The organism is Acinetobacter lwoffii (assembly GCF_019343495.1).
GTDB classification, from domain to species: Bacteria; Pseudomonadota; Gammaproteobacteria; order Pseudomonadales; family Moraxellaceae; genus Acinetobacter; species Acinetobacter lwoffii_P.
Genome location: NZ_CP072549.1, coordinates 2,373,944 through 2,396,018 on the forward strand (window position 1 = coordinate 2,373,944; position 22,075 = coordinate 2,396,018).

Below are 22,075 nucleotides of genomic sequence, written 5' to 3' on the forward strand. Positions count from 1 at the left end.
GAATCTTTGGACAGGGGCGCAATGTGGCCACTCCATTTTGGTATAACGCAGCCTTGGCGCTGGTTAAACCCTTATATCAATCGCGTATCCGTAAACGTGCGACCGATCCTGAACAATTACAACAAGAACTGACAGAACGTTTCGGCCCGTTTCAGCCACCCAAAAACCTGCATGCCATCTGGTTTCATGTGGTGTCGGTGGGTGAAACCAATGCTGCCCAACCGTTAATTGAACATTATTTAAAACTTGGCCATCCGGTGCTGGTCACCAATACCACCAAAACCGGTCAGGCACGCGCTAAATCACTTTTTTTAAAAGCGCCTTATCTCGATTTGTTTCAAGCCGTGTATTTGCCTGCTGACCAGAAAACTTTAATTCGTGAATTTTATCAAAAATATCAGCCGAAACTTTTATTGCTGATGGAAACCGAGCTTTGGCCGAATCTGCTGGATCAGGCACCTCAGTTCAATATACCAAGTGTATTGTTGAATGCGCGTCTGTCTGAAAAATCTGCCAAAGGTTATGCCAAGGTCAAAGGTTTGACTAGAGGCATGCTCAAGAATTTAACTGGTCTTTTGGCACAGGATACAGCCACCCAGCAACGTTATATCCAGTTAGGAATAGCAGCCGAAAAAACACAGGTTTTGGGCAATATCAAATTTGATATTATTGCGCCCGAGCACTTTATCCAGCAGGCAGCTCAGTTAAAACAGCAATGGTCTTTAGCAGGTCATAAAGTTATTACGCTGGCCAGTACTCATGCTCCTGAAGAAAAAGAAATTCTGAGTGCTTTAAAAGCTGCTTTAGAGGCTGATCCTAAGTTGGTCTGTATTGTAGTGCCGCGTCATCCGGAACGTTTTGATGAGGTGTTTCAGGCGACACAGTTACTAGGTTTAACAACCCGGCGCCGTAGTTTGGGGCAACATATTGAGGCAGATACCCAGGTTTATCTGGCCGACTCTATGGGTGAAATGTGGCTTTGGTATGCTTTGAGTCAGGCATGTTATGTGGGTGGTTCTTTAAATGAACCAGGTGGTGGACATAATATTCTGGAGCCGATTGCGCTGCATGTGCCGACTGTTTTAGGCAAAAACTATTTTAATTTTCAGACCATCGTGGATGAGTTTGTTCAGGCAGACGCAGTCGCAGTAGTACAGGATGCCCAGCAGGCTGCAGAGGTATTACTGGAACTTTTGCAAGATCCGCTCAAGGCGGAAAATTTGAATGCAGCAGCGCAGCAAATTATGCAATTAAATACGGGGTCACTTGCCAAGCATATTCAGGTGATTGATCAGTATCTCTAAGTGTGTGCTAGTCATATTCTCAATCTACCTTTCTGAGACAACTGGTCATTCGTAGAAGATTTCTACTTTTAAGGGATTAAAAGTAGCAAAAATCCTTTGCGGTACTGAAGGTACTTCCTGTACCTCAGTACCGCGGGCAACATCCATGTCGCCACACACGATTTCAAATTTGGCGATAATACCTAATTTGAATATTTTGCATGTTAATGTTTTGGTTTTATCTTCCTTATGAATATCGTCCTGCTTGACCCACGTCAAACCGAAACTGAACTTTGGTCCATTACCTCAACTCGGCAACTGGAACATTTACAGCAGCATTTGCAGATCCAGGTGGGAGATACGTTAAAAGTCGGAATTCGGGAAGGTCTGCGTTACCTGACTGAGATTGTCGAAATCTCTGAAAAAGCAGTGCGCTTGAAACCGCTGCAAGAAGAAGCTGTTCCAGAAAAATTGCCAGTGACTTTAATTGTGGCCTTGCCACGTCCGAAAGTACTGCGCCGTCTGATCATGGACAGTGTCACTTTGGGCGTTGAAAAAATCATTTTACTGCATAGCTATCGCGTCGATAAAAGCTATTGGCAAACCCCATTTTTACAGCAGTTAAATCATTATATCGAGCTGGGACTGGAACAGGCAGGCGATACGATTGCTCCGAAAATCGAGCTATATAAACGCTTTAAACCCTTTGTTGAAGATATCTTGCCGGGTTTGATTAGTACGGATGGTCCGGCTTATGTGGCACATCCTTATGCAGAGCAAGCGATGCCATTTGCGATTGAGCATCCCTGTACGATTATTATTGGTCCGGAGGGTGGATTTATTCCATATGAAGTTGATTTACTCATAAAAAACGGCTGCCAGGCTGTGAGATTGGGCAACCGTATTATCCGTACAGAAACTGTGATTCCTTATGTTTTAGGTCGACTGTTTAGCACGTGCTGAAGCTTCTTCATTGCCCTCACCACGATAGACTTTAACTTCCTGTACCGGATAAGGAATCGAAATATTATGCTCGGCAAAAGCCTGAATTACCCGTTCCTGCACCGCACTGATTGAAGTTCCGGTGCCGGTTTCAGTGGTATCGACCCACCAGAAAGCTTTTAGGGTAATAGAAAAGTCAGCCAGCGCCGTTACGTTGACACTAAAGCCTGGCTGGCTCAGGATGGTTGGATCTTTATCTAAAATAGCGGTGATCAGGTCCTTGGCTTTCTGGATGTCATCTTCATAGCCGATGCCCACCACGAATTCGCAGCGGCGACGGGTATAGGCAGTATTCACCGTGACCGCACTGGTGTAGACCGTGGCATTCGGAATGACAATACGACGGCCATCTGGTGAACGTAAGAAGGTCGCACGAATCTGGATATCTTCAACCGTACCTTCCATGCCATTCACGATAATGTCATCGCCAATCTTGAACGGTTCACTGAGCAGAATCAACACGCCAGAGAGCAGGTTCTGGAAAATATCCTTGAAGGCAAAACCGATCGCGACCGAACCAATTCCGAGGGCACTCATCAGCTGACCCGGGGTAAAGCCAGGAACAGCAATCACCAGTCCAATCAGAATACCAAAGAAAATAATAAAGGTACTGCCGACACGGTTGAGTACCAACACCAGATTCTGGCGGGTATAAGAACGGTTTTCCAAAGTTTTACGTACGAAAAACTTGAAGACTTTGGAGAGTAACCAGAAAATCGTAATCACGATCAGTGCGATACAAAAATAAGGCACACGCTCCCAGAAGCCCTCCATGATCTTGTCAATGGTGCTGTAAGCATCATTATACTTGGCGGTATGTTCAATCACGGTCTGGGTCGTTTTCTCAGTTGCCTGATGTAACAACTCCGTGGTGCCCTCAGTTACCTGGCTTAAGGTATTGTTTTGCTCTGCCACAAAAATTCCACAATTCAAATTTCGCCTATTTTGCCTGATGTTCAGCAAAAAATTAATAAGGACTCGAAGTCACCAGTAGATAATTTTAAAAATAACGGCGCTGTTGTTAAAAGTATTTGGTGGTTTTTTGCATCATTTCCGTGGGGGTAGGGGTTTGTTCTTCACCGCTCATATAACTGAATAAAGCGATAGATCCCAACAAGCTAAGCAGGGTCAGGATAATCATCAGCCAGGCCAGAATTTTTTCCCAGAGCAAGGTCATCCGTGCCGGGCCATACTGATTAGTGCCTCGATCGCCCGAACCAAAAACGATATAAAGCCATACAAAAATGTTTACTAGCGGCAGCAAAAATAATAGCGCCCACCAGCCACTGCGGTTCATATCATGCAAACGGCGAACGGTCACCACTAAAGCGAAATACACATAGACCAGAACCATGGTCAGTACAACAATACTGGCCAAGCCTTGCAATGAAATCAGCCAGTTGGGATCTAGGGAATGGGTAGAAATATTCACAATATCAATACTGAGACCCAGTGCGATACTGCCAAATAAAAAAATGAAATACAGAAATGCCGACCAGGCAATAAAGCTCAAGCGTCCGAAGCGGCCTTTCATCGACAGGGGATGATCGGTTGCGGGCAATGCAGGCGGGCTAAAGTAGGGAGATTCAGGCGATTTCATAAAGTGTATCCTGCTAAATCAGATGAAATAACCACAAGCGGTCAGTTTTATTTTTAAGGACTGTGCTACAGATCATACACAGTTGCGCAGAAGATTCTGTACTGTAAGTTGTGGTTTATTTTGATTGAATTTGTATAAATAATCTACGACGAAAGCATGATTGCCGGATTTGAAATAAGCAGGCCATACTGCCATTATGCATAAAAAACAATCAACAACGCCGCATTAACCTCTCGTGATGAGATAGAACAAAATCAAGGAAGTGACCTATGCAAGAGATCTATCCAGTACCCGAAGAATTTAAAAAAACAGCACGTACGCTTGAAGACCAGTACTTCGAACGTTATCAGTATTCTATAGAACAGCCAGATAAATTTTGGGCAGAACAGGCGCAACGTCTGGACTGGATCAAGCCCTTTACCCAAGTCAAAAATACCAGTTTTAATAAAGACGATTTTAAAATCGAATGGTTTGCTGATGGTCAGCTCAATGTCAGTGCCAACTGTCTGGATCGGCACCTGAAAGAACATCCTTATAAACCGGCGATCATCTGGGAAGGGGATCATCCTTCGCGGCACAAGATTATTTCCTTTGCCGAACTGCATGATGAAACCTGCCGTTTTGCCAATGTGTTGAAGAAAAATGGCATCCAGAAAGGCGACCGGGTCATGCTGTATATGCCGATGGTTTCTGAAGCTGCGATTGCTATGTTGGCCTGTGCCCGGATCGGGGCGGTGCATTGCGTGGTATTTGGTGGTTTCTCGCCAGATTCTTTGGCCAGCCGGATTGAAGACTGTCAGGCGAAAATGGTGATTACTGCGGATTCCGGCATGCGCGGCGGTAAGGCCATTCCACTGAAAGCCAATGTCGATGAAGCACTGAAACTGGCGGGTACAGACTCGATTCAAAATGTAATGGTGGTACACCGCACCGGTAACCCAATTGAAATGCAGGAAGGACGTGATCTGTGGTATCACACGGAAATTATGTCAGTGAATGACATCTGTCCACCCGAACCGATGAATGCCGAAGATCCGCTGTTTATCCTGTATACCTCAGGTTCCACCGGCAAGCCCAAGGGCGTGATGCATACCACTGGCGGTTATCTGACCTATGTGAATTGCACCTTCCGTGAAGCATTTGATATCAAGCAGGATGATGTATTCTGGTGTACCGCAGATGTGGGCTGGATCACCGGGCATTCCTATGTACTGTATGGGCCACTTTCGAATGGTACCACCACCGTGATGTTTGAAGGTGTGCCGCAATATCCAAGCTGGGCGCGTACTGGACATATTGTTGATAAGCATAACGTGACCATTCTCTATACTGCACCGACCGCGATCCGCGCCATGATGCGTGAGGGCGATGCTTTTGTACGGGAAAGTGACCGTAGCAGCCTGAGAATTTTAGGATCGGTCGGTGAGCCAATTAATCCGGAAGCCTGGAACTGGTACTACACCGTGGTCGGTGAAAGCCGCTGTCCCGTCATCGATACCTGGTGGCAAACCGAAACTGGCGGTTTTATGATTACGCCATTGCCGGGTGCGACTGATTTAAAACCAGGTTCTGCGACACGGCCTTTCTTCGGGGTACAACCGGCTATTGTCGATGCCGATGGCAAGGAACTGGAGGGTGAAGCTGAGGGAAATCTGGTGATTAAGGATTCCTGGCCGGGTCAGATGCGTACCATTTGGGGAGACCCGGAGCGTTTTATTGAAGCTTATTTCTCTACCTATCCCGGTACTTATTTTACCGGAGATGGGGCGCGTCGCGATAAAGATGGTTATTACTGGATTACCGGCCGGGTGGATGATGTCCTGAATGTATCCGGACACCGTTTAGGTACTGCAGAAATTGAAAGTGCACTGGTGGCGCATGAATCGGTAGCAGAGGCCGCTGTAGTCGGTATGCCGCATGATATTAAAGGTCAGGGAATTTGTGCCTTTGTGACCTTACAGGCTGATGTTGCCAGTTCAGATCAATTACGTGGAGAACTGGTCAGCTGGGTACGCAAGATTCTCGGGCCAGTGGCGACTCCCGATGCCTTGCACTGGGCACCGGCCTTGCCGAAAACCCGTTCCGGCAAAATCATGCGCCGGATATTGCGAAAGATTGCAGCCGATGAGCTGGATAGTCTCGGAGATACTTCGACCCTGGCTGAACCGCAAGTGGTGGATCATCTGATCGCAGAGGTACAGCGTAATAAAGCTTAAATTTAAACTTTTTAAATACCGGCATCCTGCCGGTATTTTTATATCGGGAATAAGCTCTGCATGCTTTCGGATATAGTGACAGGCTGCAATCTGCTAAGCTCGAGCCATGCTGAATATAGGTCCAAAAACAATGAATATACGACAATCATATCTCGATCAGTCGCCCTTAGAGATTGCCCGGGAACTGGCTGAAACTTTTGCCCAAACTGCAGCAGAACGGGACAAACAGGGGGGTAATCCCAAAGCCGAGCGTGACCTGATTCGTCAGAGTGGCTTGCTTGACCTGTCCATTCCAAAACAGTACGGCGGTCAGGGTGCCGACTGGCAGACCATTTTTAGCACCATTCAGACCATTGCCCAAGTCGACAGTTCATTGGCCCATGTCTACGGCTTTCACCATTTGCTGATTGCGACCGTTCAATTATTTTCTCAACCTGAACAATATGGTGCGTGGTTTGAACAGACTGCCCAAAATAATCTGTTTTGGGGTAATACTCTAAATCCACTGGATCGTCGTACCACAGCCATAAAAGTTTCAGAAAACAAATATATTTTCCATGGTGATAAAAGCTTCTGCTCGGGTTCGATCGATTCAGATATGTTGTTGTGTTCGGGCTATAACGAAGCCGGAAAATTGCTGATAGGTGTGATTCCGACCCAGCGAGAGGGTGTGAGTTTTCTGGGTGACTGGAACAATATAGGCCAACGCCAGACCGACAGTGGTACCAGCCATTTTGAGCAGGTCAACATTCATGAAGATGAATTGCTGTTAAATCCAGGTCCACTGAGTACGCCGTATTCCAGTCTACGGCCTTTGATTGCCCAGCTGATTTTCGTGCATCTGTTTTTGGGCGTGGCAGAAGGAGCATTTGAAATCGCCAGACAGGGCGTACAGACCCAAAAAGCCTGGTCCAAATCACTGACAGACGATGCGGTGAATGATCCTTTTATCCAGAAGCATTTCGCTGAGTTTTATGTACAACTGGAAGGGGTACGCTTACTGGCAGATAAAGCGGTTCAGGCTTTACAGGCAGCCTGGGAGCTTGGGAATGATTTAAGTGCTGAACAGCGCGGTGAAGTCTCGGTTGCCATTGCCACAGCCAAAATTGCCGCAACCAATACCTCTCTCTATATTACCCAGAATATTTTCCAGGTGATGGGTGCGCGGGCCACCACTGCCAAGCTCAATCTGGACCGTTTCTGGCGCAATGTCCGCACTCAGACCTTGCATGATCCGGTAGATTATAAATATCAGGAAGTGGGCGAATGGGTGCTGACCGGAAAAGTGCCTGATCCAAGTTTTTATTCCTGATCTGAAAATAAAACAGCCTCTTTAACGGAGACTGTTTTATTCGGGATGAAAAAGTTTGGTTTTAAATATGCTTAAACGCTTCAATCGCCCGTATACGAGAAGACTTTAAATCCACGATCGGTTTCGGATAATCCAGTTCAAGATCCGGATTTTTGGCATAAGGTTCATGAATAAATTTAGCATTCAGATGCGCCAGTTCCGGCACCCATTGACGGATATAATCCCCATTCGGATCAAACTTTTGTGACTGGCTGACCGGGTTAAAAATCCGGAAATAGGGCACGGCATCCATGCCGGTCGAAGCACACCATTGCCAACCGCCATTGTTCGCCGCCAGATCACCATCAATCAGATGCTGCATGAACCAGCTTTCTCCCAAGCGCCAGTCAATCAGCAGGTTTTTACATAGAAACATCGCAGTAATCATGCGCACCCGGTTATGCATCCAGCCAGTGGCCCGCATTTGCCGCATGCCGGCATCGACAATTGGAATCCCGGTTTGTCCTTGTTGCCAGGCAGCCAAATTATCCGGTGCATTGCGCCACTGGATGTTATCGGTATTTTCCTTAAAAGGCCGATGCCTAGATACACGGGGAAAATCAAACAGGGTATGCAGATAAAACTCGCGCCAGAGCAGTTCATCCAGCCAGGTCTGCTGACCGATATCATCAATCTGGAAATAACTGTCCTTAAACAGGGTCTGCATACATTGACGGATCGAGAGAATACCGATATTCAGATACGGTGACAGGCGGCTGGTACCATCGACTGCAGGTAGCTCTCGCTCGGTTTTATAGTGAGCTATTTTATCCTCGATAAAATCATCGAGCAGCTCAAAGGCAGCTTGATCTTCTGCAGGCCAGAGCTGGGCAGCATGATCAACCTTATAATCAGCCGCAAATTTTTGCAGATTAAAGCTGGTCAGCTGGTCTGGTAATTCAAACGGATCTTGAGGCTGAATGGCAGGATAGCAGCCCGGTATATTCTGAATCAGTCGTTCATAGCACTTTTTCTTGAATGCGCTATAGATCTGATAGGGCTGATTGGACTGATTGCGGATACTGGTCAGTGGAAACAGGCTGCGATCATGATACAGCTCGACCCGGATCTGCTGCTGTTCCAGCACCTGCTGTAGCTGTGCATCACGTTGCAGTTCATTCACGCCCACTTCAATATTGGCATGTAGCGTATCAATCTGCAGTTTTTGGCACAGGCTTAGCATTTCGGCAGGCAGGTTTTGCCATAAGGGAACATTTAAAATGATTAACGGAATATTCAGCTGCGCTAACTGCTGCTTTAAGATAATGAGTCGACGCAGATAAAAATCGATTTTAATCCGGGCATCCTGATGCAGCTTCCATTGTTCGGGAGAGAGAACCACGAGAGCAAAACAGGGTCCTTGCTGGGTGGCATGCCAAAGCGCGGCATGATCATGAATGCGGAGGTCTTGACGAAACCAGATCAGTTGCATTGTTAAAATTCTTGGAAAGTCGTTAGTGCAGAATTTTAAGGAATTGCTGGTCTCAAACCTAGCCAGACAACAATTTTATCACATAAAAAAATCCCCCAAGCCGAGCCTTGAGGGAGGGAGTGAGTCTGCTGAGATTTATTGGAAGGATTATACGGGCTCAGCTTCTTCTTGCTGTACAGGCGTTGCCTGTTGTGCTTCAAGCTCACGGACCAAAGGCAGCACCTTCTGGCCAAAATATTCGACTTCTTCAATAAAGTGCAAAAAGCCTGACAGAATCAGATCTACGCCCACTTTTTTTAGTTCGATAATCCGTTCAGCAATCTGCTGCGGTGTTCCGATCAGATTGGTGCGGAAACCATCATTGTATTGCACCAGATCTTCAAAGGTGGATTTGGCCCAGTTGCCTTCACCTTCCTGACTTGCTGCGCCGGCTTCACGGGTGGCTTCACCAAAAGATTTTACCGCCTGCACGTTGGCCTTGCTAATGATTTCCTGCAAGACGGCCTGCGCTTCTTCCTTGCTATCCCGTGCAATCACAAAGGCATTCACGCCAATTCTCACCGAGTGATGATTCGCTTTGGCTTTTTCGCGAATATCATCAATCTGTTTTTTCAGCTCTTCGGGGGTATCGCCATTGGTGAAGTACCAGTCAGACACACGCGAAGCCATATCACGTGCTGCCCGGGAACTGCCGCCCTGAAAGATTTCTATATGAGGCTTCTGCAATGGTTTAGGACTCAGGGTATAGTCTTTGAATTGATAATATTTACCTTCAAAATTAAAGTTATTCTGGCTCCAGACTCCTTTCAGGCTACGGATAAACTCTTCCGAACGGGCATAACGCTCGTCATGTTCCGGCCATTCTTCACCAATCGCATCAAACTCACCGCGGAACCAGCCACTCACTACATTGATCGCGATCCGGCCATTGCTCAGATGGTCAATGGTTGCCAGCTGTTTGGCAGCCAGTGCTGGCTTCCATGGACCCGGTAGAATCGCGGCAATGACTTTCAGACGTTCAGTTTTGGCTAGAATGCCATGACTGAAGCTCACCGATTCATGCTGGTTTTCTGCGTTATAGCCGGCAGTAAAACGGATCTGGGTCAGGGCATAATCAAAGCCTGCCTGTTCAGCCGTTTGTGCCAGACGCACGTTATAATCATAGCTCCAGTCGGTGCGCTGCTCGATGTTACTGACCACCAAGCCGCCACTGACATTCGGCACCCAATAGGCAAATACGATATTTTTATCATTCGACATATTCATCACCCCTTGCAATGCTGTATTCAAGCCACTTGAGTCTTTGGTACTTTCTTGCTATGTAAACGTGATTCTGCGGCATCCAGGCTCGGCACGGCTGCTGAAGGCAGCACTTCTTCCTGTTCGATCTGCTTGTTAATGCCCAGATTTTGACTGGCTTGAATGGTTTTTTCTTTAATGACTTCAGCACGTTGTCCTTTGGCTGGTGCCCATTCAAGAATCGGCAAGGCACGTGCCACAGCCAGGGTAATCCGGTCGCGAAGCAGTTCACTGTGAATGGTATATTCAGGGGTGAAATCGCGGTCGGTGGCATAGACCCCAATCGGTAAAGTCTGTGCCTGAAAGAAGCTGAATAAAGGACGCAGTTGATGTTCAAGCACCAGCGCATGACGGTCACTGCCACCAGAAGCTGCCAGTAATACCGGAACATCGACCAGCGCCGTTTGCTCAACAAAGTCAAAGAAATGCTTGAACAGGCCGGTAAATGAAGCGCGGTACACAGGAGTGCCAACAATCAGCGCATCTGCGGCTTCTACTGCTGCCAGATCATTCTGAACGCGTTGCGGCAACTGATTGCGATAAATCGCGCCGCCCAAGAGCGAACCAATTTCACTAAATTTAATGAAATGCACATTGATTGGTGTCGCTTCCCCAAGCTCATCCAGAATGGCCTGAACCAAGGCTTCGGTTTTTGAGGGGTGATTTAAACCGCCAGATACGGCAACAATATTTAAGGGTTTTTGCGCATTAAAATTAGACATATTTAGAACCTGAAAATAGGGTTAATCTCGGAATGACCCTATTAATCCCGATTCAGCGAAGGGCTGTAAAATAACGAAAAGCTGAAAAGTTATCTGATTTTGCGATATACGACAAAGGCCTGATTTTTAAGGAAGGTTTTGTGGGTAAGTGAATGATATTTATATTTATATTGAATAAAGATAAGCTTTTTCAGTGAGGAATAAGTGATATATAAAAAAGTGATGAGAATTAAACAATTATTGCAATAGTGCAAAAATGGGCAATTTTGAAGAAAAACTGCATATTATTTTAAAAATTGTAGTGTCTTGCATATCCTTAACCGGGTTGTGTGGTTAGAATAGGGACTACCGTGCCAAGATCTCTCACGTTGCCTATGAATATTTTAATCGTTGATGATCATCCACTATTTCGTCATGCCTTGATTCAAGCTGTACGTTATAGCCTGCCACAAGCCCAGATTCATGAAACTGCGGCAGTCAATGAATTTTATGAACGTCTAGAAAATGGCCCTGAGCCTGATCTTGTGCTGCTGGATTTAAACCTGCCGGGCGCTTCCGGCTTTTCTGCCCTGGTGCATGTCCGCGCACAGTATCCGTCTTTACCGATTATTGTTGTGTCTGCACATGAAGAAGTCAGCATCATCCAGCGTGCGATCGCGCATGGTGCGATGGGCTATATTCCTAAATCTGCTCACCCAAGCCATATCGGTGAAGCGATTCGTGAAGTGCTGGAAGGTGAAATCTGGTTACCGCCAAATCTGCCAGCCAATATGAATTTTGATCCGCGTGCTGCCGATGAAACGGCTTTGGCAGAACGGATCCAGTCTTTGACGCCGCAACAGTTCCGGGTATTGATGATGGTGGCTGAAGGTTTATTAAACAAGCAGATTGCTTATGAACTGGATGTATCAGAAGCGACGATTAAAGCGCATGTGACTGCAATCTTCCGTAAGCTTGGCGTACAAAACCGGACACAAGCGGTATTGGCCATTAATGCACTGAATATTGAAGACCGCAAAATGTAAATTCTGCATATACGAATTGAAAAAGACCTCCTTGGAGGTCTTTTTTTATGGGCAAAATCTGCAAAATTGAGTGCAAAGGCCTGAATCAGCTAGGCGATATAATCCTGCTTGCGGGTGAAATCATCACAAAACAATGGATTTAAGGCACATTGCAATTCGTCAATCTGCTCTTCGGTGACATAACCTTTCGATTTCAGATATTCCGCCACGCGATCATCACGCAGACTCAGGAAAGTCGCATCATAAACACCGAGATCGACAAATAGTGCTGCAGTTTCCAGACTGTTAAAACGATCCAGATAAACTTCATTATCATACATCAGGAAGACATGTTCGTCGCGCGTATTCGGATCGACATGTAAACGTTGTGCCAGTTCATGTGGGCAGGTTTTGATAAATAACAGATCAGACAGCTCATCAAATTGGCTGGTGTCCAGGCAATCTTCTTCATTTTTGACTTTACCCAGCCAGGCCTTAAAGACCAGTACCGCGCCACCACGCAGCAACATGCTCCAGATCTGATGACGGGTCTTTGCCGGAAGATCCTCTGTTTCAGCTTCTAAAGACTGAATCAGCTTGTCTTCCTGTTCAGCAATCTTTTCAAATAGACCCAGACCTTGCGGCTTGTAGGCATAAGGTTCAAAGACATCAAAATGTAATTCATCAAAGACTTGCAGTGCCAGAGGGACTGCACTCTGATACAGCGTTTCCAGTGCCTGATACTGGGCATCATTCAGCTTGCTGTATTTAAAGATCTGTGCCCAGTCAATGCTTGGCAATAAGGCATTGGCGCCATATTGACGGTGAAACTGCTGGGTCTGATTCAGGCCATGGTTTTGATCTATGTTCATGTGAAGAACTCCGATATGCAGAAATAGATCAGCGACCAAAAAATTAAGGCTGCATGAGATGGGAACTGATCGTTTCTTATTCCTCTATTTTTAGAGCCAAGTGCAAGGGATAAAAAATACGACTAAAGTTATAGTAGTGGAAAATTACTCTTTAATTTTTATTAAAAACAATAAGATAACTAATTGTAACTAAGTGTACACATGTACATTAATACATTCGTCAGTTTTTGCCATAGTGAATTAAAAAATGAGCATTTTGGTCAATTTATTCAGCTGTATTTTCGGCATATTTGCTGCTTTTAGCACATTAGAATAAATTTTATGCAACCTAGGTAAGTTTATGTGGCAGTTGAGTATAAAAAATGCCCATTTCATGGTCTGAAATGGGCATTGATCAGATCGTAATCTACTTAGGAGTCGGAAATCTTCAGTCCGGATAACCATGAACGTAATGATGCCGGTTTTAGCGGTTTTTTCAGCAGAACAATGTTCAGCTCTTTCAGACGTTGCGGCAATTCTGGATCGGAATCGGCGGTAATCAGGGCGACCGGAATATCCTTCGAACGGTGTTCCAGAATGAAATCCAGACCGATCTTGTCCTGATTCAGATGTTGATCCACCAGCCAGACCTGAATATTTTCCTGCTGAATCAGCATGGCTGCTTGCTCAGGTTCGGTGGCTTTAAATACCTGATAGCCCCATTTGGTCAATAAGGTCGACATGCCTTCCAGAATGGTTTCATCATTATCCAGACACAGAATCTTAAAGGCCTTGCTCTTTAAAGGTACGGCCTGAACCGGTGCTGCGACAACTTTTGGTGCTTCGATCACAGGCACTTCAATCATAAAGCAGGAACCTTTACCCAGCGCAGAAGACACATGTACCGGATAGTCCAGCATGCTGGTCATGCGTTGTACGATCGCCAAACCTAGGCCCAGACCCTGTTCACCCCAAGGCGAGGTGTGGCCGCAACGTTCAAATTCCTGAAACAGTTTGATGCGCTGTTCTTCGGCAATGCCCGGGCCAGTATCCCAGACGCCAATACGGATATGATTCGGTCTGCTGCTCGAACGTAATACACCGACCACCACTTTACCTCTGGCAGTATAACGCAACGCATTGCTGACAAAGTTCTGGATAATGCGGCGAATCCATTGTGGATCGGTATCAATCCAGAACTGTGCATCATGCACACTGAACTTGATACCACGCTGTGCAGCGATGGATTTGAACTGGAGTTCCAGATCGCTGAGCAGGTCATGCAGCGGATAAGCCTGACGTTTCGGCTGAATGGTGCCGCCTTCCAGTCGGGCAATATCCAGCAGGGCAGACAACATGCTTTCTGCACCATGCAAAGCACGATCCAGTTGTTGTAAGGTCTTGCGGTCTTCATCATTCTGCACGCTTTGTTCGAGTGCGGTACTGAACAGGCGCGCGGCATGCATTGGCTGCAACAGGTCATGACTGGCGGCTGCAATGAAGCGGCTTTTTGACATATTGGCCTTATCGGCCTGTTCACGCGCCAGTTGCTGCTCGGACAATGCATCGGCCAGCTGCTGGGTACGGTCCTGAACGCGGGCTTCAAGCACGGCTTCATTTTCACGGAACGCAGTAATATCGGCGAAAGTGGTAACGAACCCGCCGCCTTCGATCGGATTGCCGCGCATCTGAATGACGCGGCCATCTTTACGAATCCGTTCAAATTCATGGGCACTGCCGACCTGCATCCAGTGAATCCGTTTCCGTACATGTTCTTCAACCGAGCCCGGGCCACATTCACCACGTTCAGCGTTATAACGGATCAGGTCTGCGATTGGACAACCGACATAGACAATATCGGTCGGATAATCGAACAGTTTCAGATACTGATTGTTCCATGCGACCAGACACATGTTTTCATCGACTACGCTGACCCCTTGGGTCATGTGATCAATCATGGTCATGATCAGATTCTGATTGAAGCGTTGCCATTGCGAGGCCTGATCGAGAATATTGGCGACCTGACCCAAGGCCAGGCCATTATTGACCATGGCGGTAGTAAGCAGGGTACGTGCTGAAGCTGCCCCGATAGTCCCCGCCAGATACTGTTCAGTGAAACGCCACCACATGCCATTGGCACTGCTGTTTTCATTCAGCTCAACGCTGTTTTGGGTACAGAATTGCTGGAAAGCGCGTGTGGTTGGGCCTTCGCCGGTAATGCGTTTGGCCAGGGTAATCAGATCGCCGACTTTTAAACGGGCAACATCCTGATGCGAATAGCTGACCTCGGTAGAAGGACTCTGCGAGGGTAGTGGCTTGGTTTCATAATAGAAGAAACTTTCGGCCTGAATGTGTTCGGCAATACTTGGGCGGAAAATACGGGAAATCCAGATATACAGTAGGGTATTTAAGCCCAGTGCCCAGACTACTCCATGCGTGAGCGGATCAAAAGACTCAAAACCGATCAGGGCTTCCGGTCTTAACCAGTTCCAGCCAAAAGGACCTTGATTCAGCAGGCTTTGACTAAAGCTGCTATAGGCTTCGGGCAGGCTGCGCAAAATGGTCGGAAACAGCAGGGTATAAGCCCACAAGGCAAAACCGGTCAACAGTCCGGCATAGACACCCTGTTTACTGCCGCCACGCCAGTACAGGCCACCAATTAATGCTGGGGCGAATTGCGCCACCGCACTAAATGCCAACAGACCAAAAACCGACAACTGGTCAATATCATTAAAGAAATTGAAGAACAGGAAGCCCATCAACATCACGCCCAGGATACAGACCCGGCGGGTAAATTTCAGCACCAGCGGCAAGCGTTTGTCATGCCGGGAAATCAGCTTTAAACGCCACAACGCCGGCATGATCAAGTCATTGCTGAGCATGATTGACAGTGCCACAGAAGACACCAGCAGCATCCCGGTAGAGGCAGAAAAACCACCTAAGAAGGCTAATAAAGTGAGCCAGTCCTGATTATAGCTAAGTGGTAAGGACAGGACCGCCACATCCGGAATGGCCAGATATTGCGGTGCAGCATGTAGCGCCCAGCTGGCAATTGGAATAATCGCCAAGGTAGTCAGAATCAAATAAACTGCAAACCAACGCCGCGCACCACGAATATGTTTTTCATCACGTAGCTCAACCACAGCTACATGGAACTGACGCGGTAGGCAGATAATGGCCAGTGCCGCGAGCAGGGTCTGAATCCAGAAACTTTGTGGCACGCCAAACAGTTGTACATCATGAAAAGTGGTACTGATATCGCTACTGATCTGTGCCAGATTTTCTGGTGCTTCAAACATAAAGAAACAGGCGACTGCCAACAGGGCGAAGAGTTTAACAAAAGACTCAAATGCTACGGCCAGCATCAGCCCGCCATGCTGTTCAGTATTGGCAATCTGCCGGGTACCAAACATCATCGCCAGTATTGCCAGAACCCCAGTCAGAAACAGTACGCCATTGGTCGTGCCGGTTACACCTGCGGAAGGTTCCAGAATGACGGCGGCACTTAAGGCAATCGCACGTAACTGTAAGGCCAGATAAGGCACAATCGCCACCACCGCCAGAATGGTCACCAGCGAGGCGAGGGGACCACTTTTACCATAGCGTGCTGCGACAAAGTCAGCGATCGAAGAAATGGCATGATGCTGTCTCACCCGTCCCAGACGGCGCCAGATGTCATAGCCGACGGCAACGAAGAGCAGCGGACCCAGATAGATCGGCAGGAAAATAATGCCTTCACGTACCGCAGCACCCGTGGCGCCATAAAAGGTCCAGGAGGAACAGTAGACGCCTAAAGTTAAACTAAACAATAGCATGCGCCCACGGGTACTCAGCCGGCTGGCATGTTTTTCCCCGTAGAAAGCGCAGATAAAGAGTAATGCGATATAGAGGGCGAGTACCCCTATGATGAGCCAACTGTTCATATAGCCTGATGTGTACTGAGCATGCCGCTATGATAACGCATCGTGAACGCTACAGTTTAAATTGATCATTTTTTAACGACCAAAGTCTAAATTACAAGCACCTACGATTATTGTTAACTTGCAACAGTGATAATTCAAATTAAAAAATAGGCAGCCCAAGGTTGGGCTACAGGAGAGTAATTATGGATGAGGTACAAGTAGATCGTATTCTACAAAATCCAAAATTCAAGGAAATGGTCCGCAAGAAAAGTATGCTCAGCTGGACGTTGACCGGCATTATGCTATTTGTCTATGTGGGTTTCATGTTGCTGGTTGGTTACAACAAAGAATTTCTATTGTCTTCAATTTCAGGTGGTGTGACCACGTGGGGTATTCCACTTGGTCTAGGTATCATTGTCCTGTCGTTTATCTTGTGTGGTGTGTATTCCTACATTGCCAATAACAAACTTGATCAATTGACTGAAGAAGCAATCCGTGAAGTCGAAGCGATTGCGCATGAAAAAGGACACCACTAAGATGAAATGGAATTCTCTTATTGCCCTGGCGACCACGATAGTGGCTTCAGGCGTTGCATTCGCTGGTCCTGATCTGGGTGCAGCAGAACAGCAGGCGACCAACTGGCACGCGATTATCATGTTTGTGATTTTCGTAGGTGCTACGCTGTTTATTACCAAATGGGCAGCAAAACAAACCACCAATACCAAAGACTTCTATACTGCCGGTGGCGGTATTTCCGGTTTCCAGAATGGCCTGGCGATTGCTGGTGACTATATGTCAGCTGCATCGTTCCTGGGTATTTCCGCGATGGTATTCCTGTCCGGTTTTGATGGCTTGCTGTATTCACTGGGTTTCATGGTGGGCTGGCCGATTGTATTGTTCCTGGTGGCAGAACGTCTGCGTAACCTGGGTAAATACAACCTGTCAGACGTAGTGTCTTTCCGCTTGCAGGAAAAACCGGTACGTACCTTGGCTGCTCTAAGTTCACTGGTTGTGGTCGCGTTCTATCTGATTGCACAGATGGTGGGTGCAGGTCAGCTGATCAAACTTCTATTCGGTCTGAACTATAACATTGCAGTCGTGATCGTTGGCTTGTTGATGATGGCCTACGTGATGTTCGGCGGTATGTTGGCAACCACTTGGGTACAGATCATCAAGGCGGTGATGTTGCTGTCTGGTGCGACCTTTATGGCATTTATGGTCATGAAAGGCGTGGGCTTCAGCTTTACCAACATGTTTGAGCAGGCGATTGGTGTTTATTCAAAAGTGCATGACTTGAGCCTGGCAGATGCGACCAAGATCATGGGTCCGGGTAGTCTGGCGTCTAATCCGATTGATGCGATTTCTTTAGGTCTGGCATTGATGTTTGGTACCGCAGGTCTGCCACATATCCTGATGCGTTTCTTCACGGTAAAAGATGCCAAAGAAGCGCGTAAATCAGTCGTAGTTGCTACAGGTTTTATTGGTTATTTCTACCTATTAACCTTCATCATTGGTTTCGGTGCGATTCTATATGTATCGAACAACCCGCAATTCCTTGATGTTGCGAAAATGGCTGTGACTGGCAAGCTGGAGCTGGTGGGTGGTAATAACATGGCGGCGGTGCACCTGTCTGATGCAGTGGGCGGCGACCTGTTCATGGGCTTCATTTCTGCAGTTGCATTTGCCACGATTCTTGCAGTGGTTGCTGGTTTGACCCTGTCAGGTGCTTCAGCAATTTCGCATGACTTGTATGCCAACGTGTTGAAGAAAGGCCAAACCACGCCTGAATCTGAACTACGTATGTCTAAAATTGCGACTTTAGGTCTTGCGATCTTCGCGATGATTCTCGGGATTCTGTTCGAGAAACAAAACGTAGCCTTCATGGTCGGTCTGGCATTCTCGGTTGCGGCATGTGCCAACTTCCCGGTACTAGTATTGTCTATGTTCTGGAAAGGTTTGACGACACGTGGTGCAGTTATTGGTGGTGTTGCCGGTCTGGTAACCGCAGTAACCTTGATTGTGCTGTCTAAAGCAGTATGGGTCGATACTTTGGGTATTTCTGATACGCCAGTGAACCCGTTCAATGGTCCTGCAATCTTCGCGATGCCATTGTCATTCTTGTGCTGCTGGTTGTTCTCTGTGACGGATAATTCGGCACAGGCTCAGGCAGAACGCAAAGCCTTTGATGCCCAGTTTGTACGTTCACAAACCGGTATTGGTATCTCAGGCGCATCGGATCACTAAGATCTGCGCTACGCTAAAAAAAGCCCCGTCAGGGGCTTTTTTTATGGAGATATCATCAAGTTTTTTCTTTAGTATAAACGCCGTATTGAATTGAGCTGGCTGGATTTGTGCAGTGTTATTTCAGTAATTTTCATACAAATCGCATATCTGCAAGCTGCTTTGAGCATGCTATGTTAAAAGCGGCTAACCATAACAATGTGTTCCCTACATGAAGATAGTGACAAGAAGAGCAACAAGAAGGGCATTATGAAGCAATCTCTGCAGCAGTTCTGGAACAGCTTTACCCATCTGCCTTCGGCATGGCTGTTGTGCCTGCAATTGCTGATCTTGATCTTGTCGGTATTGAGTTATGAAAGCGTGTCTTATCGGGCGGGAACCTGGGTACTGGGTGTTCTGGTTTTACTGGTGATTGCCAGAGTCATTCGCCAGACTCCGATGTTTACCATTTTAGGACTCAGCTTTGTCGCCGGCGCGATTTTCTTCTCCTCTCTGATTGTGCTGGGGCTGCATTATACCTGGATCCATGTCACCGCCAACCTGTTTGAAGCCGGTGCTTATTTCAGTGCAGCCTATGGCCTGCTACGTTATATGTTCCATGACCGTTATCTGACCAAGGATGAACTCTTTGCCGCTGGCGCAGTATTTACCTTACTGGCCTGGGGCTTTGCCTTCCTCTACAGTATCTGCCAGCTTCTGGTGCCATACAGCTTTTCAGACCCTGATTTACAAGCCTATCAACCCTGGCTGGATCTGATTTTTCTCAGTTTCAGTGTACAGTCTGCAACAGGACTGTCCGATATCATGCCGGTCAGTCCGGTCGCACGGATGTTAGCGATTATTCAGATGTTTGTCGGGGTGATGTATCTGGCGCTGATTGTATCCCGCTTAATTGCCTTGCAATATATCGCACGTCTACCTCATAAAAAGAACGTGAAAAATAGAGAAAACCCGCCTGAGTAATGAAGTTCATCCTTTTATTGTATTGGTTACAGTAACTTAACGGCTTTATTTTGTGTCACATCCTAAAATAGCAGGAGATCTAGCTTCCATAGACTGAATCTGTCTGATCATTTTGACCTTACCAATAATTATTTGACGCTGTTTGTCGATCCAATTTTTAAAAAATGGAGGAGGTATGCCTTCCACAAAACCATCCTGGTTTGCCAATATCAATCCAAATGTTTTTATTAGTACTGTCGCCATTATTGCGATATTTTTAGCGTTGGTCGTATTTGCACCCGATGCTTTTTCAGTTTTCACCCAGCAACTGAACCAGTGGATTACCACCTCCTTTAGCTGGTTCTATGTATTGTCGGTGGCGATATTTCTCATCCTTCTGGTTTATATTGCCCTATCGGATATGGGCAAAATCAAACTGGGACCCGACCATAGCCAGCCGAAATATAGCAGTGCCTCCTGGTTTGCGATGTTATTCACCGCAGGAATGGGGATTGGACTGATGTTCTTTGGCGTGGCCGAACCGGTGATGCATTATGTCACGCCACCTGCCGGTGAACCGGAAACTGTACTGGCTGCACAACAATCTATGCGGGTCACCTTTTTCCACTGGGGCTTACATGCCTGGGCTATTTATACGCTTGTTGGCCTATCCTTGGCTTATTTTGCTTACCGGCATCAATTGCCTTTAAAAATCCGTTCGGCCTTGTATCCACTGATTGGTCAAAAGATTTATGGTCCGATTGGAGATGGCGTCGATACCTTTGCCACCATTGGTACGGTATTTGGTGTGGCCACCACGCTTGGTTTCGGGGTGACCCAAATCAATTCAGGTTTGAACTATTTGTTTGGCATTGAACAGGCACCCAGTACTCAGATCATTTTGATTATTGTGGTCAGTGCCATGGCGGCTACTTCCGTATTTTTTGGATTAGACAAAGGAATTAAACGTTTATCTGAACTAAATTTGGTACTTGCACTGCTGTTGCTGATTTTTGTCTTTGTGGCAGGTCCGAGTATTTATCTGTTACAGACAACTATTCAGAATGCCGGCCAGTATGTCTCTAATCTGTTTAGTATGACCTTTAATCTGTATGCCTACCAGCCAAGTGGCTGGATTGGGGGCTGGACCATCATGTACTGGGCCTGGTGGATTTCCTGGTCGCCATTTGTTGGGATGTTTATTGCCCGGGTCTCGGAAGGCCGCAGTATTCGTGAATTTATCGTGGGTGTATTGCTGATCCCGACTGGATTTACCTTGATCTGGATGGGCTTTATGGGCAATGCTGCGCTGTATAGCATTATGCATGAAGCCAATACCAGCTTGCTAGAAGCAGTTCAACGTGATTCCTCTGTGGCTCTATTCGAATTTTTAGCTAATCTGCCTTTCAGCTCAGTGACCAGTATCATTGCAACTTTACTGGTGATGCTGTTCTTTGTGACTTCTGCCGATTCAGGAGCATTGGTGACTGATTATCTGACAGCAAAAAGTGAAAATTCACCGACCTGGCAGCGTCTGTTCTGGACCGTACTCATGGCTTTACTGGCTATCATCCTTTTACTGGCAGGAGGCTTAGAGGCTTTGCAATCGGCCACGATCATGAGTGCTTTGCCATTTACATTCATTATGCTGCTGATGTGTTGGGGATTAATCAAAGCCCTACATCTGGATGTCACCAAAATGCATGCACTGCAAGCCGCACGGATTACCCCGCGTGCGATCCAGAATCCGCGCAGCTGGCAACAGCGCTTAGGCCTGATCATGCATTATCCGCACACTCAGGAAGAGGTGCAGCAGTATATTCACAATACAGTGAATAAGGCATTTCTCAGCTTTCAAAGTGAATTGAAACGACGCCGATTACACGTGGCGATTAGCCCGCTAGAAGATGGTATACAGCTCCGGGTTGATCATCAGGATGAAATTAATTTTATCTATCAGGTCAATGCCACCCAGACGTTAAGTCCAAGCTTTATGTCTGAACTGGAGAATGCGGGCGTAGATTCCTATCAGGCAGAAGTCTTTTTAAGAGAAGGCGGGCAGGGCTATGATGTGATGGAATGGACGCAAGAAGATCTATTACAGGACATTATTGACCAATATGAACGTCATTTGCACTTCTTAAGTCTGGTACGTACGCCTGAGTAAACGAAGTCATAAAACAATAAAAAAGGACGCAATATGCGTCCTTTTTTGATCCAGAACCTAATC

The 22,075-nt window shown here is 46.8% G+C and carries 16 protein-coding genes; 9 read left to right on the forward strand and 7 right to left on the reverse strand.

Annotated features, from left to right (window positions below; all coding sequences use genetic code 11):
* Positions 1 to 23 precede the first annotated feature (23 nt).
* Entirely contained in the window at positions 24 to 1,304 is a 1,281-nt protein-coding gene (locus tag J7649_RS11180; RefSeq protein WP_219308062.1) for a 3-deoxy-D-manno-octulosonic acid transferase, read from the forward strand.
* Positions 1,305 to 1,532: 228 nt separating this feature from the next.
* Positions 1,533 to 2,246 (forward strand): 16S rRNA (uracil(1498)-N(3))-methyltransferase, encoded by a 714-nt coding sequence (locus J7649_RS11185; RefSeq protein ID WP_219308064.1) that lies wholly within the window; start codon positions 1,533 to 1,535, stop codon positions 2,244 to 2,246.
* Here the strand turns inward: J7649_RS11185 and J7649_RS11190 are convergent.
* Together J7649_RS11190 and J7649_RS11195 are read right to left on the reverse strand one after the other, a co-directional pair.
* Entirely contained in the window at positions 2,220 to 3,200 is a 981-nt protein-coding gene (locus J7649_RS11190; protein WP_004281355.1) for a mechanosensitive ion channel family protein, read from the reverse strand. The genes J7649_RS11185 and J7649_RS11190 overlap by 27 nt on opposite strands.
* Before the next feature lie 106 nt (positions 3,201 to 3,306).
* Entirely contained in the window at positions 3,307 to 3,885 is a 579-nt protein-coding gene (locus J7649_RS11195; RefSeq protein ID WP_219308066.1) for a DUF805 domain-containing protein, read from the reverse strand.
* A gap of 269 nt (positions 3,886 to 4,154) precedes the next feature.
* On the opposite strand from J7649_RS11195, the gene acs reads away from it, so the two are divergent.
* Complete coding sequence (gene acs / locus J7649_RS11200; RefSeq protein WP_219308068.1) at positions 4,155 to 6,101, forward strand: acetate--CoA ligase; 1,947 nt, start codon at positions 4,155 to 4,157, stop codon at positions 6,099 to 6,101.
* Positions 6,102 to 6,231: 130 nt separating this feature from the next.
* Positions 6,232 to 7,413, forward strand: a complete 1,182-nt coding sequence (locus J7649_RS11205) for an acyl-CoA dehydrogenase family protein (RefSeq protein WP_219308070.1) — start codon at positions 6,232 to 6,234, stop codon at positions 7,411 to 7,413.
* A gap of 61 nt (positions 7,414 to 7,474) precedes the next feature.
* Here the strand turns inward: J7649_RS11205 and J7649_RS11210 are convergent, their stop codons facing one another.
* The 3 genes from J7649_RS11210 to msuE form a co-directional block, all read right to left on the reverse strand.
* Positions 7,475 to 8,884: a cryptochrome/photolyase family protein gene (locus tag J7649_RS11210; protein WP_219308072.1), complete on the reverse strand. Its 1,410-nt coding sequence runs from the start codon at positions 8,882 to 8,884 to the stop codon at positions 7,475 to 7,477.
* Between the two features lie 147 nt (positions 8,885 to 9,031).
* Positions 9,032 to 10,144 carry a dimethylsulfone monooxygenase SfnG gene (gene sfnG, locus J7649_RS11215; RefSeq protein ID WP_219308074.1) on the reverse strand — a complete coding sequence of 371 codons (1,113 nt, stop codon included), beginning with the start codon at positions 10,142 to 10,144 and terminating at the stop codon, positions 9,032 to 9,034.
* 26 nt (positions 10,145 to 10,170) lie between these two features.
* Positions 10,171 to 10,905: an FMN reductase gene (gene msuE / locus J7649_RS11220; RefSeq protein ID WP_219308076.1), complete on the reverse strand. Its 735-nt coding sequence runs from the start codon at positions 10,903 to 10,905 to the stop codon at positions 10,171 to 10,173.
* Between the two features lie 374 nt (positions 10,906 to 11,279).
* Here msuE and J7649_RS11225 point away from each other — a divergent pair, with 374 nt between their 5' ends.
* The gene (locus J7649_RS11225) at positions 11,280 to 11,930 is read left to right on the forward strand and encodes a response regulator (protein ID WP_004281370.1); all 651 of its coding nucleotides are present in this window, start codon (positions 11,280 to 11,282) and stop codon (positions 11,928 to 11,930) included.
* Positions 11,931 to 12,019: 89 nt separating this feature from the next.
* Here the strand turns inward: J7649_RS11225 and J7649_RS11230 are convergent, their stop codons facing one another.
* Together J7649_RS11230 and J7649_RS11235 are read right to left on the reverse strand one after the other, a co-directional pair.
* A complete protein-coding gene (locus J7649_RS11230) occupies positions 12,020 to 12,781 on the reverse strand; it encodes a hypothetical protein (RefSeq protein ID WP_004647267.1) in 762 nt (253 codons plus the stop codon).
* Positions 12,782 to 13,191: 410 nt separating this feature from the next.
* Positions 13,192 to 16,683: a hybrid sensor histidine kinase/response regulator gene (locus tag J7649_RS11235; RefSeq protein WP_219308079.1), complete on the reverse strand. Its 3,492-nt coding sequence runs from the start codon at positions 16,681 to 16,683 to the stop codon at positions 13,192 to 13,194.
* 182 nt (positions 16,684 to 16,865) lie between these two features.
* Between J7649_RS11235 and J7649_RS11240 the strand changes: the two genes are divergently transcribed.
* From J7649_RS11240 to J7649_RS11255, 4 genes are all read left to right on the forward strand, one after another.
* Entirely contained in the window at positions 16,866 to 17,198 is a 333-nt protein-coding gene (locus J7649_RS11240) for a DUF485 domain-containing protein (protein ID WP_004281374.1), read from the forward strand.
* 1 nt (position 17,199) lies between these two features.
* Positions 17,200 to 18,906 carry a cation acetate symporter gene (locus J7649_RS11245; protein WP_082180539.1) on the forward strand — a complete coding sequence of 569 codons (1,707 nt, stop codon included), beginning with the start codon at positions 17,200 to 17,202 and terminating at the stop codon, positions 18,904 to 18,906.
* Between the two features lie 246 nt (positions 18,907 to 19,152).
* On the forward strand, positions 19,153 to 19,866 hold the full coding sequence (locus J7649_RS11250) for an ion channel (RefSeq protein ID WP_219308081.1): 714 nt from the start codon (positions 19,153 to 19,155) through the stop codon (positions 19,864 to 19,866).
* Between the two features lie 175 nt (positions 19,867 to 20,041).
* Positions 20,042 to 22,012, forward strand: coding sequence for a BCCT family transporter (locus tag J7649_RS11255; protein ID WP_219308083.1), 1,971 nt, complete (start codon positions 20,042 to 20,044; stop codon positions 22,010 to 22,012).
* Positions 22,013 to 22,075: the final 63 nt, after the last annotated feature.